This window comes from Streptomyces flavusporus (assembly GCF_046267975.1).
In the GTDB taxonomy this organism is placed as follows: domain Bacteria; phylum Actinomycetota; class Actinomycetes; order Streptomycetales; family Streptomycetaceae; genus Streptomyces; species Streptomyces flavusporus.
Genome location: NZ_CP176503.1, coordinates 7,689,968 through 7,704,205, shown reverse-complemented (window position 1 = coordinate 7,704,205; position 14,238 = coordinate 7,689,968). Strand labels below are relative to the sequence as shown.

Annotated in this window: 11 protein-coding genes and 3 pseudogenes; 8 read left to right on the top strand and 6 right to left on the bottom strand. The window is 71.2% G+C overall.

The features are described from left to right. Positions 1-21: 21 nt before the first annotated feature. Both ACKTSN_RS36325 and ACKTSN_RS36320 read left to right on the top strand, forming a co-directional pair. Positions 22-1,326 (top strand): hypothetical protein, encoded by a 1,305-nt coding sequence (locus ACKTSN_RS36325; RefSeq protein WP_409472979.1) that lies wholly within the window; start codon positions 22-24, stop codon positions 1,324-1,326. A gap of 263 nt (positions 1,327-1,589) precedes the next feature. Beyond that, positions 1,590-2,633 (top strand): phosphatase PAP2 family protein, encoded by a 1,044-nt coding sequence (locus ACKTSN_RS36320; RefSeq protein ID WP_409472978.1) that lies wholly within the window; start codon positions 1,590-1,592, stop codon positions 2,631-2,633. An 81-nt stretch (positions 2,634-2,714) separates the two neighbouring features. Here the strand turns inward: ACKTSN_RS36320 and ACKTSN_RS36315 are convergent, their stop codons facing one another. Further along, positions 2,715-2,930, bottom strand: a complete 216-nt coding sequence (locus ACKTSN_RS36315) for an I78 family peptidase inhibitor (protein WP_129797083.1) — start codon at positions 2,928-2,930, stop codon at positions 2,715-2,717. A gap of 442 nt (positions 2,931-3,372) precedes the next feature. Here ACKTSN_RS36315 and ctaD point away from each other — a divergent pair, with 442 nt between their 5' ends. Next, complete coding sequence (ctaD, locus tag ACKTSN_RS36310) at positions 3,373-5,064, top strand: aa3-type cytochrome oxidase subunit I (protein ID WP_409472977.1); 1,692 nt, start codon at positions 3,373-3,375, stop codon at positions 5,062-5,064. Here ctaD and ACKTSN_RS36305 read toward each other — a convergent pair. The 3 genes and pseudogenes from ACKTSN_RS36305 to ACKTSN_RS36295 form a co-directional block, all read right to left on the bottom strand. Continuing rightward, positions 4,949-6,015, bottom strand: a pseudogene (locus ACKTSN_RS36305) (helix-turn-helix transcriptional regulator); the annotation flags it as partial. The gene ctaD and the pseudogene ACKTSN_RS36305 overlap by 116 nt on opposite strands. 45 nt (positions 6,016-6,060) lie before the next feature. After that, a complete protein-coding gene (locus ACKTSN_RS36300) occupies positions 6,061-7,347 on the bottom strand; it encodes an ABC transporter substrate-binding protein (protein ID WP_409472976.1) in 1,287 nt (428 codons plus the stop codon). Then, positions 7,322-7,876, bottom strand: coding sequence for a hypothetical protein (locus ACKTSN_RS36295; RefSeq protein WP_409472975.1), 555 nt, complete (start codon positions 7,874-7,876; stop codon positions 7,322-7,324). Before ACKTSN_RS36295 ends, ACKTSN_RS36300 begins: the two co-directional genes overlap by 26 nt. A 138-nt stretch (positions 7,877-8,014) precedes the next feature. Between ACKTSN_RS36295 and ACKTSN_RS36290 the strand changes: the two genes are divergently transcribed. From ACKTSN_RS36290 to ACKTSN_RS36280, 3 genes and pseudogenes are all read left to right on the top strand, one after another. Next, entirely contained in the window at positions 8,015-8,491 is a 477-nt protein-coding gene (locus ACKTSN_RS36290; RefSeq protein ID WP_409472974.1) for a hypothetical protein, read from the top strand. After that, positions 8,491-9,470 (top strand): annotated as a pseudogene (locus tag ACKTSN_RS36285) (branched-chain amino acid ABC transporter permease); the annotation flags it as partial. The gene ACKTSN_RS36290 and the pseudogene ACKTSN_RS36285, both read left to right, overlap by 1 nt. Beyond that, a pseudogene (locus tag ACKTSN_RS36280) lies at positions 9,468-10,103 on the top strand (ATP-binding cassette domain-containing protein); the annotation flags it as partial. The pseudogenes ACKTSN_RS36285 and ACKTSN_RS36280, both read left to right, overlap by 3 nt. Positions 10,104-10,205: 102 nt before the next feature. On the opposite strand, the gene ACKTSN_RS36275 reads toward ACKTSN_RS36280, so the two are convergent. Then, the gene (locus ACKTSN_RS36275; protein WP_409472973.1) at positions 10,206-10,856 is read right to left on the bottom strand and encodes a transglycosylase family protein; all 651 of its coding nucleotides are present in this window, start codon (positions 10,854-10,856) and stop codon (positions 10,206-10,208) included. A 543-nt stretch (positions 10,857-11,399) separates the two neighbouring features. Between ACKTSN_RS36275 and ACKTSN_RS36270 the strand changes: the two genes are divergently transcribed. Then, a complete protein-coding gene (locus tag ACKTSN_RS36270) occupies positions 11,400-12,179 on the top strand; it encodes a hypothetical protein (RefSeq protein ID WP_385516796.1) in 780 nt (259 codons plus the stop codon). 91 nt (positions 12,180-12,270) lie between these two features. Then, entirely contained in the window at positions 12,271-12,672 is a 402-nt protein-coding gene (locus ACKTSN_RS36265; protein ID WP_129797090.1) for a hypothetical protein, read from the top strand. 56 nt (positions 12,673-12,728) lie between these two features. Here ACKTSN_RS36265 and der read toward each other — a convergent pair whose 3' ends face one another. After that, entirely contained in the window at positions 12,729-14,210 is a 1,482-nt protein-coding gene (gene der, locus ACKTSN_RS36260) for a ribosome biogenesis GTPase Der (RefSeq protein WP_385262077.1), read from the bottom strand. Between the last annotated feature and the right edge of the window lie 28 nt (positions 14,211-14,238).

The following is a 14,238-nucleotide window of genomic DNA, read 5'->3' as shown; positions in this document are numbered from 1 at the left end:
GGGCCGTCGATAATCGAGCCCGTGACCGATCTTGAAACGCCTGTGGCACGCCGCGGCTCCGCGGCCCTGCGCCGGGCGGCCCCGGCCCTTCTCGGGTACGCGGCCGTCCGTGCGCTGGGACTGCTCGCGCTGGCCGGATGGAGCGCGGCGCGGGACAAGAGCGCGTACACGCTGCTGACCGCCCGCTGGGACGCGCTCTGGTACACCCGGGTCGCCGAACTGGGCTACGGCTACGAGGTGCGTCTGCCGAACGGCGACGTGCACTCCAACCTGGCCTTCTTCCCCCTCCTCCCCTGGCTGGAGCGGCTGCTGCACGCGGTGACCCCGCTGTCGTACGCCGACGCCGGCTTCGTCGTCAGCCTGCTCGCCTCGCTCGCGGCGGCGTGGGGGATCTTCGCGATCGCGGACCATGTGTACGGCCAGAAAGGAGAAGGCGCGAAGCGCGGCCTTGGAAGGGTGGTGGGGGGAGACGGGCGGGCAGGGGTCTGTGCGGTGCTGTTGTGGGCGGTGCTGCCGGTCGGGATCGTGCAGTCGATGGCGTACAGCGAGTCGCTGTTCACGGCGCTGGCCGCCTGGTCGCTGTACGCGGTCCTGACCGGTCGCTGGCTCACGGCGGGCTCACTGGCCCTGCTGGCGGGACTGACCCGGCCGGTGGGGCTCGCCGTGGTCGCGGCGGTGTGGGCGGCCGGCATCGCCTCGTTCGTACGAGCACGGGACCGGGACCTTGCTCCATCCGTGCGGTACCGCAGCGCGGCGCCCGATCCCGGCGCACATGCCCTGTCGCGCGCCGCCTCCTCCTCCGGCGGCGCGGGCATCGAGGGCGCGTCGGCCGGGCGGCGCGCCCTCGGCATGCTCCTCGCGCCGCTCGGTGCCGCCGGGTACGTCCTGTGGGTCGGCCACCACACCGGCAAGGGTCCGCTCGGCTATCTCGACGTCCAGGCGGGCTGGCGCAACGGCTTCGACGGCGGATACGCCTTCGCCCGCTTCGTCGCCGAAAAGTTCACGTCGTTTCCGTCGGCCCTGGCCGGCCTGGGCCTGGTCGTCGGGGTCGGGCTGGTGGTCTGGCTGTACGTCGTCTGTGTCCGGCAGCGCCAGCCGCTTCCGCTGCTGGTGTACGCGGGGGTGGTCACCGCACTCGCCCTGTGCGCGTCGAGCTACTTCGGCTCGAAACCGCGCCTGTTGCTGCCGGCGTTCCCGCTGCTGCTGCCCCTCGCGCTCGCCCTGGCCAGACTGCGCACCGCTGCTGCCGCGCTGGTCGTGGGCGGGGTCGCGGCGGCGTCGGCGGTGTACGGAGCCTTCTGGCTGAACGGCTCCGGTCCGCCCTGACCTGCTTCGATCGCCGGTTTTTATTGCCGGGTTATTGCCAGGTTATCGAACGGAAAAGTTCTCCCCATGGCCCGGTGAACGGTTTCATAAGCAGCTGAAACACTACGCCATGGGTCGATCAAAGGAATTGAAGGGAAGGGCTACGAGGGATTTAAGAATCCCCGGAAATAAACCCCTTCCTGAGAGAAATCCCACATCACATCGTCATTACAAACCCGGCGATTGGACGGGGAACTGAGCTCACTCGCTGTAACGTCGATTGTGTGCGTACCGAACCAACGCTGACCCGGCTCGACCGGATCTTCGCCCGACTGGACCGTGAACCCGTGCGGCCGGTCCTCGACGTGCCGCGAATGACCCGGCACCGGGTGGTGCTCTTCGGCGCGACTCTCACCTTCTACCTGACGATCGTCCTCGCCGTGGTGACCACCTCGTGGCTGGTCCGGTTCGACTGGCAGGCGATGCTGTTCCGCCCCTACCAGCAGTGGTCCGGGATCCACGCCTTCCTGGACTACTGGGTGGTCCTCGGGCAGCGCGGCCCCACGGCCGTCATGGTCGCCGCCTGGCTGGGCTGGCGCTGCTGGCGGCAGCACACGCTGCGGCCGCTGCTGGCGTTCGGCGCGGCACTGCTGTTGCTGAACGTGACCGTGGGTGCGGTGAAGTACGGCCTGGGCCGCTCGGGCCCGCACTACGCGACCGAGGTCGGCTCCAACGAGATGTGGCACTGGTTCCAGGCCGGGAGCGACATATTTCCCTCGGGACACACCGCGAACGCCGTCGTGACCTGGGGCATCCTCGCCTATTTGGCCACCTCGCCACGCGCCCGGCGCTGGCTGTCCGCGCTGTCGGCGGTGCTGTCGCTCAGCGTCGGCCTCACCACCGTCTACCTGGGTACGCACTGGCTGAGCGATGTGCTGCTGGGCTGGGCCGCGGGTCTGCTCATCCTGCTGGCGCTGCCATGGTTCGAGCCGCTGATCGCCCGCGCCGAGGCCCGGCTCCTGGACCTGCGCGACCGCTGGCTCGCCGGTGCGCGGCGTACGGCTCCGCAGGCCGCGCCCGTCCCGGCCGAGGCTCCCGCGGTGCTCACTCCGTGCACGGTCGCCGAGGAGGAGGCGGCACCGGTGCGCGAGACCCTCTCCCCGTCGGCGGCCCGCACCACCCGGGCGCCGGTCTATCTGGCCCCGGGCCCGCACAGCACCCGCGCGGAGCGCACCCCGGTCACCTCGGCGGGCAGCCGCCGGCCCCCGCACCCCGACCGTCTCCCGCGCGGCCCGGCCTCGACGGCCCGCCCGGTCACGGGCGGCTGACGGCCCCGACGGTACGCATGACGAAAGGCCCCGGTTCCTCCTGGAGGAAACCGGGGCCTTTCGTCATGCACCGTCGGCCGGTCAGCCCTTCCAGGAGCGCGCCACCACGCCGTCCTTGACCTCGAAGTTCAGCCGGCCCACGCGGTACTCCATCGTGATGATCGCCCCCGGCGGCAGCGAGCGCACCGTCGACCAGCCGCGCTCGCGCGCGAGCCGCTCGGCCGCGGCCTCTTCGAGGCCGATGTATGCCTCGGGACTGTCGTCGGGTTCCGCGGGGGGTGTGGGAATGGGTGCCATGCCGCCACGCTAGGCGTTGCACGGCGGCCGGGGAAGTCGGCCAGGGAAGTGAACCCGTGCACCGTGGGTCACTGATCCCCCCGTGGTCACACTTCTGTCACAAGATCACGACACGCGCTTCGGTGGAACTCCATCACCCGAACGGACGGATCCGTACGCCTTACGGCGGCATCCGAACACAATTCCCGTGTGTCTCCACAACTCCTCGAATTGCCCGGCGGAGAGTTTCTGAAGGACCGTCCCCGGATCCCATTCCCATTCCAGTTTCGGGCGAGCCCGCGGGGAGTCGGCACAACACAGGAAATACCCGGTTCTGACACAGACTCCCCGTACGCCCCCTGTCGCGGCACCCGGCCGCGCGAGCATCATGGCGTGGGCTCGCGGGTACGCGTGGCGCGGGCTCGGCGGGCCCGGGCGCGACGAGCGAAGGGGCGAGCGAGGCATGGGGACGGAGACCGTACCGGCAGCGGCAGGACCCGTACGGACCAGGGCGCGCGGCGAGGTGATCGTCGACTGGCTGACCACCACCGACCACAAGAAGATCGGCCACCTCTACCTGATCACGTCGTTCGCGTTCTTCCTGATCGGCGGGGCGATGGCGCTGGTGATGCGCGCCGAGCTGGCCCGGCCGGGGCTGCAGATCGTGAGCAACAACGAGTTCAACCAGTTGTTCACGATGCACGGCACGATCATGCTGCTGCTGTTCGCGACGCCCAGCTTCGCCGGTTTCGCCAACGAGCTGATGCCGTTGCAGATCGGCGCCCCGGACGTCGCCTTCCCACGGCTGAACATGCTGTCCTACTGGCTGTTCCTGTTCGGCGGGCTGATCGTGCTCGGCTCGCTGCTGGTGCCCGACGGGCCCGCCAACTTCGGCTGGTTCGCCTACGCGCCGCTGAACAGCATGGAACGCTCGCCCGGCGTCGGACCCGATCTGTGGATCATGGGGCTGGCGCTGGCCGGCTTCGGCACGATCCTCGGCGCGGTCAACTTCATCACCACCATCATCGCCATGCGCGCCCCCGGCATGACGATGTTCCGGATGCCGATCTTCACCTGGAACACGCTGTTCACGTCGATCCTGATCCTGATGGCGTTCCCGGTGCTGGCGGCCGCGCTGCTGTGTCTGGAGGTGGACCGGCGGTTCGGCTCGCACGTCTTCGACGCGGCCAACGGCGGTGCGCTGCTGTGGCAACACCTGTTCTGGTTCTTCGGGCATCCCGAGGTGTACATCATCGCGCTGCCGTTCTTCGGCATCGTCACGGAGATCATCCCGGTCTTCAGCCGCAAGCCGATCTTCGGCTACACGGCGCTGATCGGCGCCACGATGGCGATCACCGGTCTGTCCGTGGTCGTGTGGGCGCACCACATGTTCGCCACCGGGGCGGTGCTGCTGCCGTTCTTCTCCTTCATGAGTTTCCTCATCGCCGTGCCGACGGGCGTGAAGTTCTTCAACTGGACCGGGACGATGCTCAAGGGCTCGCTGTCCTTCGAGACGCCGATGCTGTGGTCGGTCGGCTTCCTGGTGACGTTCCTGTTCGGCGGCCTGACCGGGGTGATCCTGGCGTCGCCGCCGATGGACTTCCACGTCACGGACTCGTACTTCGTGGTGGCGCACTTCCACTACGTCGTGTTCGGCACCGTCGTCTTCGCGATCTTCGCCGGGTTCTTCTTCTGGTGGCCGAAGTTCACCGGGAAGATGCTCGACGAGCGGCTCGGCAAGATCCAGTTCTGGACGCTGTTCATCGGCTTCCACACCACGTTCCTGGTGCAGCACTGGCTGGGCGCGGAGGGCATGCCGCGCCGCTACTCCGACTACCTCGCCGCGGACGGCTTCACCGCCCTGAACACCGTGTCGACGATCGGCGCCTTCCTGCTGGGCCTGTCGACGCTGCCGTTCCTCTACAACGTCTGGAAGACCACCAAGTACGGCAGGAAGGTCGACGTGGACGACCCCTGGGGCTACGGCCGCTCCCTGGAGTGGGCGACCTCCTGCCCGCCGCCGCGCCACAACTTCACGACGCTGCCGAAGATCCGCTCCGACTCCCCGGCGTTCGACCTGCACCACCCTCAGTACGCGGAGCTCGAGCAGCACCCCGTTCAAGAGCCCGGCTCAGGCGGTCCCGTGCCGTCCTGATCGCCTCCGTCAGCCCGTCCGGTTCCAGCACCTCGAACTCGAATCCCATCAGCATCACATGAATGACCATCACGTCGAGGCTCGCGGCCCCGGTGCGCAGGATGCAGGCATTGTCGCCGTCGGCCTGAAGCGTCCCCGCGGACGGCGAGATGCGCTCGGCGGCCTCCTCGACGGGCACCAGCAGCCGGATGGCGGCCTGCGTGGCGTACGCGCGCGTGGAGACGCCTTTCGAGACGTACGCGGCCAGGTCCTCGGCGGGCGGGGTGCGCGGGGCGAAGCGCGGGCCGTGCGGCGGCTTCGGGGCGATGCGGTCGACGCGGAAGGTGCGCCAGTCGTCCCGGTCGAGGTCCCAGGCGACCAGGTACCAGCGGCGCTCGGTGCACACCAGGCGGTGCGGTTCGACGCTGCGGCGGGTGGGGGTGCCCTCGTGGTCGAGGTACTCGAAGCGCAGCCGCTCCCCATCCCGGCACAGGCCCGCCAGCTCGGTCAGGACGGCCGGGTCGACGGCGGCCGGCTGGGGGCCCCTCAGCATCGGCACGGTGAAGGCGTTGAGGGCGCCCACGCGTCGGCGCAGCCGGTTCGGCAGGACCTGCTCCAGCTTGGCGAGGGCCCGCACGGAGGTCTCGCCGATGCCGTCGATGCCCTGTCCGGCGGCCGTGCGCAGTCCGACGGCGACCGCGACGGCCTCGTCGTCGTCCAGCAGCAGGGGCGGCAGCTCGGCACCCGCGCCCAGTGTGTAGCCGCCGCCGGTGCCGGGGCTGGCGTTGACCGGGTAGCCGAGCTCGCGCAGTCGGTCGACGTCCCGGCGGACGGTGCGCGGGGTGACGCCGAGGCGGTCGGCCAGTTCGGCGCCGGACCTCCCCCACTGCCTGAAGGGCGTGGGCGGTGCCCCCAGCGGTGGGCCTGGAGCAGCGAGAGCAGGCGCAGGAGGCGGGCGGAGGTTTCCAGCATGGGTCGAGTCTGTCAGCCGTTGCGGACAGGTGCGGTCCTGAAGCGTCACGGCTCGTACGACAGCAGCGGCACGTCGAAGCAGGTGCTGTTCATGTCCCCCTGGGAGACCCAGCCCCGGCCGTCCTGCCAGCGGGCCACCGACAGACAGTTCCTGCGGATCTGCGGCGGCTCGGGCAGCGGCCTGAAGGTGACGGGGAGCAGCAGGCCGTCCGCGGTGTAGCCGTCGCTGCGGTGCACGAAATCGTCGACGCACGCGCGCGTGATGCCGGTTCGGGAGCAGGACCGCGCCGCGTCCGTGAACCACTTGGCCGCCGCCCAGCCCTCCAACTGCCACTGGGAGTGCGTCGGCAGCGACTCGGTGGCGTCCCGGAACTCCCGTACGGCCTCGTTGCCGGTGTCCTGGTGGTTGCGGCTGGACCCGGTCGCCCACAGGGCGTTGCGGCAGCGCGGGGCGTCCCTGTAGTCCTCGGGGACGGTGGACGTCCAGTTCTGCACGTTGGTGACCTTGGCGGTGACCTCGGCGCCGACGTCGTCCATCGCCTTGCACAGGCGGGCGTTGCCGTGGCTGTCGATGGCGTCGAAGACGAGGTCGGCGCCCTGCTGCTTCAGGTCGGCGGCGACGGCACGGAAGTTGGGCAGCGCGAAGTCGACCTGCTCGGTGACGACCTCGTATCCCTCGGCCTTCAGGCCCTGCTCGACGAGCCGCGCGTAGGCGGCGGACGCGGCCTGGTTGTACGAGACGACGGCGGCCGTGCGTGCCCCGTGCTCGCGTTTGAAGTAGCGGTAGACCTCCGTACCGCCGTACAGCTTCCCGTCCCAGCCCGGCGTCCCGTCACGGGGCGCCTGGCTGCCGTAGATGCCGTACAGGTGCGGGTAGGTGTCGTAGGCGGCGCCGATGGGCTGGCCGCCGATGTCGGGCACGCGCGCGCGGGAGACGCGGGAGGCGCCGGCGTAGTCCAGGGCCGTGGTGGCGACGAGGGCGACGACCCGGTCCTCGTCGATCAGCCGGTGCACGCACTCGTTGTTGCCCACGCCGCTGCCGCCGTCGTCGCACCGGCGCACCTCGACACGGCGGCCGTCGATGCCCCCGCGCGCGTTGAGGCGGTCGAAGTAGGCCTGGGCGCCGTCGCGCGGGCCGGTGAAGGCGTTGCCGCCGACCGGGCTGGTGACGCTGGTGATGATGCCGACGCGCAGGGGCTCACCGGTGGCCGGGGCCGGTGTACGCCTGTCGTGCTCGAAGTCGCTCTCCGGAAGCCGGCTTCCGCAGGCCGTGCCCAGCAGGAGCAGCAGGACCGCGGCGGCGGCTTCAGCAGCCCGGTACGGGCGACGCATTGCCGGTCTGGTTCAGCGCGACAAGTCCGCACAGGGTCTTGACCGACACCTTCCAAGTGCCCTGCTGCTCCACGGCGGTACCGGCGGCGTCCGGCAGGGCGGTGGCCCCCTGGAGGGTCAGCGTGTACGTCACGTTCGCCTCGGTCGCCGAGGTGAACTCGACCTTGTCGACCTTCGCCTGCACCTGGGAGCCGCGTTCGTCGCCGCTGAAGGCCTGCAGCACCGGGGCCATCCGGTCGCCGTTCTCCAGGAAGTTCTGCTTGTCCTCCAGGGCGGTGGCCGGGTCGAAGAACTTCTCCCAGTTCTGCCGGATCTCCCGCTCGGCCGCGGCCGTGTCGGCGGGCGCGCTCGCCGCCTGATCGGTCGGTTCCGTCTGCTCCACGGCCGGCGTCGGAAGTGGACTGTCGCTGCCTCCCCCCTCGTCGTCGCTGCACGCCGCGAGGGCCGGGGCGAGGAAGAGGAGCAGGGCGGCCGCCAGTGCCGCACGCCGTCCCGCGTTCGTCCGCCTGAGGTCGCTCCCGAGAACCATCTGGCTCACCACCGGGTGTCGGTCCGGGCCGTGCACGCCGCTTTCAGGGTCAGCTTCCGGAAGGCATAGTGCAAGTCCGTTGGCAGACTTGGACATACAGCCAGACACACCCAGACACACGACGTGTGGGAGCCGGCCATGAGGACAGCCCGACTGCGGACCGTGCACCCCGTCCTGTGGGCCGGCTGGGCGGCGCTCGCGGCCGGCGCGGTGCTGTGCGTCCTGGGCTGGTACGGCGTCTCCGGTGAGCGGTTCGCCGAGCGGCAGCTGCCCTATCTGGCCTCCTGCACGGTCCCCGGCGCCGCGCTGATCATCGCCGGGGCGGTACTGCTCACCCACGGCCGCACCACGCTCGCCGCCGCGCGCGTGGAGGAGCTGTACGCCCTGCTGGTGGCCGCCGAGCCCGCCGACGGGGACGGGTCGGGCCAGGCAGCCGTCGCGCCGGTCGCGGTCAGCGCGGACCTGTTGATGGTGCCGGGCGGCACACTGTTCCACCGTGCGGACTGCCCGCTGGTGGCCGGGAAGGCGGAGGCCGTGCCGGTGGACGGGAAGCTGGTGGTGGGCGGCGAGCTGGGCCCGTGCCCGATCTGCGAGCCCGCCGGGACGACGGGCTGATGTCGTCCCTCACGTACGACCTGACGCTCGCCGGCCTGTCGGTGGGCAGCGCCGCCGCGCTCACCGGGATCGGGCTGATCGTGACGTACCGCGCGACGGGCGTGCTGAACTTCGCGCACGGCGCCATCGCGATGGTGTGCGCGTACGCGCTGCGGCAGTGTGTCGTCGAATGGGGCTGGCCGCTGTGGCCGACCGCCGCGGTGACGCTGGTGGTGCTGGCGCCGGGTCTCGGCGTGGTCCTGGAACGGTGGGTCTTCCGCCCCCTGTCGGTCCTGGGCAGTGATCCGGCGCAGACTCTGGTGGCGTCCATCGGGGTGTTCGTGCTGCTGGTCGGCGGGGCGGCGCTGCTGTGGGGGCAGGGGGCGCGGGACGACGCCCCGGTGCTGGTGTCGGACGAGCCGTGGGGGCAGTTGGCCGTCGTGCTCGTGCTGGCCGCCGGTGTGGCGGCAGTGCTGCGTCCTTCCGGGGGACACCCCCGGACCCCCTGGTGGACACGGTTCGGGCGGAGCTGCGGGCGGTCGTGGACGACCGGCAGCTGGCCGTGCTCGGCGGGATCGACGCGGACCGGGTGGCCGCGGCCGGCTGGGCGTTCGGCTCGTTCACGGCGGGGCTGACGGGCGTGCTGCTGGCGCCGTACGTCCGTCTGGACCCGTACGGGATGCCGCTGTTGGTCATGGAGGTGGTGGCGGTCGCGGTCGCCGCGCGGATGCGCAGTCTGCCGGTCGCTGTGCTGGTGGCGCTGGGCGTCGGGGTCGCACAGAGCCAGTTGACGCGGCTTCACCCGGCTGGCTGGGGCGAGCCGTTGCTGCAGGCGGTCGGCGCGAACCTGTTCGTGGTGGCGTTGCTGGTCGCCGCCCTGGTGCTGCCCGGCATCGGCACACGGGACGCGCTGCCGCGTACGGCGACCGCGCGAGTGCCGACCCCGCCGGGCGCCTGGATCGTCGCCGTGGTCCTGTTCCTGCTGCCGCTGGGCTTCGCCCCCTCCCCCGGCCTGACCGTCCTGCTCGGCCGCAACGGCTCCGGCCGTACGACCGCCCTGCGCGCGCTCGCCGGAACCGTGCCGCTGTCGGGCGGCGCGGTGCTGTGGGACGGCGTCGACGTGACCCGCATGCCCGCCTACGAGCGGGCCCGGCGCGGACTGTGCCTGGTACCGGAGCGGCAGGCCGTGTTCGGCTCCCTCACCGTGCGGGAGAACCTGGAACTCGCGGCGCCGCGCCACGACTCCGCCCTCGCCGCCTATCCGCAACTGCAGCCGCTCCTCCCGCGCCGCGCCGGCACCCTCTCCGGCGGCGAGCAGCGCATGCTCGCCCTCGCCCGGGCGCTGCTGACACGCGCGCGCGTGGTGCTCGTCGACGAACCCGCGCAGGGCATGTCGCCGGCGGTCGCGGCCCGCACGTACGACCTGCTGGGCTCGCTGGACGCCTGCGTGGTCCTGGCGGAGCAGCGGCTGCCGCCCGCCCTGCACGGCCGGGCCGCCCTCGTGTACGAACTGCGCCGCGGTGCGGTCGTCTTCAGCGGGGAAGCGGGCGAGTTGCGGGCGCGGGAAGCGGCGGACCGCACACCGCGGGGGCGTGCTCCGGGCCCTGCGCGCGGGCCGAACCCTCCGGGATGAGCAGCATCATGCCGTGCCTGCGGGCGACGTCGCCTGCTGCGCCAGGGCCCCGCCCGGTCGGTGGACCGGGCGGGGCCCCGTGCTCCGGGCAAGGGGAGCGGCTCAGAGCGCGAGGCGCTGCCCGGGCACGATCACGTCGGGATCACCGCCGATGACGGCCTTGTTGGCGGCGTAGAGCCGCTGCCAGGTGGTCCCGTGCCGGTCGGCGATACCGCTCAGGGTGTCGCCCTGGCGGACGGTGTAGTCGCCGCGGGTCGCACCGCGGTCCGGGTGGCCCGACGCCCGCGCCGGCGTCTTCGCCGGCTGCGCCGAGGTGGACTGCTCGGACTGGTCGGACTGCTCGCCGGCCGAGCCGGTCGCGGGCGCCTCGGGAGCGCCGCCGGACGCTCCGGCGCGCACCGAGCAGGTCGGCCACGCCCCCCAGCCCTGTGCGCGCTGAACCTTGGTGGCGACGGCGATCTGCTGCTCCTTGGATGCCTGATCGGCGGTGGGCGCGTAGGCCGTGCCGCCGTACGCTCGCCAGGTGTCGGCGGAGAACTGGAGTCCGCCGTAGTAGCCGTTGCCGGTGTTGATGTGCCAGTTGCCGCCGCTCTCGCACTGGGCGATGCGGTCCCACACTCCGCCGTCCGCGGCCGCCGCGTTGCCTGTTCCGGCCAGCAGCCCGAGCGGGGCCAGCAGGACCGCCCCGGCGAGGACCGCCGTCGTACGCGTCTTACGGACGTTGTTGCGAGTGGTATCGGCACATTCGGACATGTAATTCCCTCTCGACGGACCCGGGGTCCCCCAAGGCGGGGCGCGTTTCCCGCGCATGGCCGCGGTCGTCGCGCTCCGCCCCGTCCGCCGACGGCTGTGCTGTGCGCCGGCCTGATGCGGCCGGCGCGGCGGCGGACGTACCCGAGCGGTGCTCGTTGCACACGGCCGAGGAATGTACGGAGCTTGAGGAGCCGGCCTCAACCAACTCCTCGTCGTTCCAGGCCAGTTCGCCGTTACCCGAGGTATCGTCAATTTTCGGCCACCCATTTCATTCGCCGATTTCCTGATTTGTCGACCAGTCACTCCGTCGACCTGTGACCCACTTCACCACCACAAGTGCCTTGCCGCTTCCCCGACTTGACGGTGAGTGTCCGATTCCGTGCCGGTCGTGACCGTGTGCGGTGGATGGTTCGATTCCGTTCGCCGGTCAGCGTGACTCCCGCCACAGATCCCCCGTTGTCTTCTTCATGAGCCCGGGACCACCCGGACCACGGGCCGGGAGCCACCCGGCTCGCCACGTACCGCATCCCGAGGGAGCCACCCGTGCCGCGCATGCTCGACGTCAGCGACGAGGTACGCGCCGAGATCGGCGACGAAGAAGCCAACCGGCTGCTCGCCGGAGAGAACGCCCCCGGCAGTTACGACTGCACGTCCTGCCGCACCCCGGGGGACTCCGAGCGCGAGCGGACCAGCACCGTCCTGTTCATCGGCGACGAAACCGCCGTGCTCGCCTTCGCCCACGCCACCTGCCTGCCCTCGCAGGTCGTCCAGGTCACCGAGGAACAGCTCCGCGGCGCCGTGCGGTCCATCAGCGGCGACACGGTCGACCTGGAGCCGGAGCAGGTGGTGCCGGAGCAGGCCGTGCTCGGTGTCACCAGCGGACTGGTGCTCATCGCCGGGGAGTTGCACCCGGCCCTCGTCGTCGAACCCACCGGCCCCATCGTGCGCCCGGGCTCCATCGCCTCCGGTGACGACTTCCTGCCGCTGCTGATCGAGCAGGGCTTCATGCCGGTGACCGAGCTGAGCTCCCTGCCGCCGGTGCTGCACGGCTGGTCCGTGCTGCTCGCCATGGGGCAGCTGCACGCGGTGCTCCAGCCGAGCCCGGGCGGTCAGCCGGTGGCCTGGTGGCAGGCGCATCAGCCACTGCAGGTGACCGAGGGGTGGCGGGCCGCCGCCAACAAGCACCAGCAGGTGCTGATGTTCGCGGCTCCGGTGGGGTCGATCGGGCGTCAGCCCCGGGAGGATCTGCTGCGGGACGCCTTGGACAAGGCCGCGGCCAACGGGAAGCTCGTCGCGAGTGTGTTGCCGCTTGCGGGGACGTGAGCGAGCGAGATCGTCGGGGGTGCAACAGTCCTGCGCCCCTTGCGGTCTCGCTCGGCCGCATCTCTTCAGAGCCGGGGTCGTTTGGACATACGTGCACGCATACGACGTTTCCCGCCGCCAGTCCTTCCAGTCGATCCGGTCCACGCGGCCGGCACAGGAACATTCGGGCGGCCCATCGGCCACGCCGATCTACGACGCGCTCTATGCCGAGTACGTCAAGTCCTTCCGCTCGCTGCCGGGTGACCGCAGCGGCGAGGACGAGTTCGGGTTCACCGCCTTCGCGAGCATCCCGCACGGTTCGGGATCGTTCGGGGGCCACCGCGCGGGATCGTTCAGCAGCTCGTACAGCGCCTACAGCGCGGGCGCGCAGAGCGCCCGGCACGGCAGTGGGCAGCTGTCGCCCTGGCAGCGGGTCGGGCAGATCGGGCAGCACGGCACCGGGATGCACCACGTCCCGGCGGCGCTGCCACCCGGCCCCCGCAAGGGGAGCTGAAGCGACGAGGGCGGCCCGGCGAGGGCCGCCCTCCTGCTACGTCTTGTGCCGTGTCGCTACTTCTTCTTCGCGCCGCGCTTCTCGCGCACCCGCACCGAGATATGGATCGGCGTCCCCTCGAAGCCGAACTCCTCGCGCAGCCGGCGCTCGATGAAGCGCCGGTAGCCCGCCTCGATGAACCCGGAGGCGAAGAGCACGAACCGCGGGGGCTTGGTGCCGGCCTGGGTGCCGAACAGGATGCGCGGCTGCTTGCCGCCCCGGACCGGGTGCGGGTGGGCGGCGACCAGTTCGCCGAGGAAGGCGTTCAGCCGACCCGTCGGGACGCGCGTCTCCCAGCCGGCCAGGGCCGTCTCGATCGCCGGGACCAGCTTCTCCATGTGCCGTCCGGTCTGCGCCGAGACGTTCACCCGGGGCGCCCACGAGACCTGGCCCATCTCGGTCTCGATCTCCCGCTCCAGGTAGTAGCGGCGCTCCTCGTCGAGGGTGTCCCACTTGTTGTACGCGACGACGAGGGCGCGGCCCGCCTCGACGGCCATGGAGATGATGCGCTGGTCCTGCACCGAGATCGACTCGGCGGCATCGATCAGGACGACGGCCACCTCGGCCTTCTCGACGGCCGCCGCGGTGCGCAGCGAGGCGTAGTAGTCGGCGCCCTGCTGGAGGTGGACGCGCTTGCGGATACCCGCCGTGTCGACGAACTTCCAGGTCTTGCCGCCGAGTTCGATCAGCTCGTCGACCGGGTCGCGGGTGGTGCCGGCGAGTTCGTTGACGACGACCCGCTCCTCGCCGGCCACCTTGTTCAGCAGCGAGGACTTGCCGACGTTCGGGCGGCCGATCAGCGCGACGCGGCGGGGGCCGCCCACGGCGGCTGCGAAGGTCTGCTGGGGCGCATCCGGCAGCGCCTCCAGGACGGCGTCCAGCATGTCGCCGGTGCCGCGGCCGTGCAGCGCGGAGACAGGGTGCGGCTCGCCGAGGCCGAGGGACCACAGATAGGCCGCGTCGGCCTCGCCGCTCGGGCCGTCGACCTTGTTGGCGCACAGCACGACGGGCTTGCCGGCCTTGCGCAGCAGTCGTACGACCGCCTCGTCGGTGTCGGTGGCGCCCACCTTGGCGTCGACGACGAAGACGACCGCGTCGGCCGCCTCGATCGCGAACTCGGCCTGCGCGGCCACGGAGGCGTCGATACCGAAGACGTCCTGCTCCCAGCCGCCGGTGTCGACGACCTTGAAGCGGCGGCCCGCCCACTCGGCCTCGTAGGTGACGCGGTCGCGGGTGACACCCGGCTTGTCCTCGACGACGGCCTCGCGGCGGCCGATGATGCGGTTCACCAGAGTCGACTTGCCGACATTCGGACGGCCGACGACGGCGAGTACGGGCAGCGGTCCGTGCCCGGCCGCCTCGATGGCACCCTCGACCTCCTCGAGGTCGAAGCCCTCTTCCGCGGCGAGCTCCATGAACTCCGCGTACTCGGCGTCGCCGAGCGCCCCGTGATCGTGCTCGAACGCGTCCGAGCCGTCGGGCTGGATGTGGTCGTTCATGAAGTCCGTACCTCGTCGTTCATCGTGG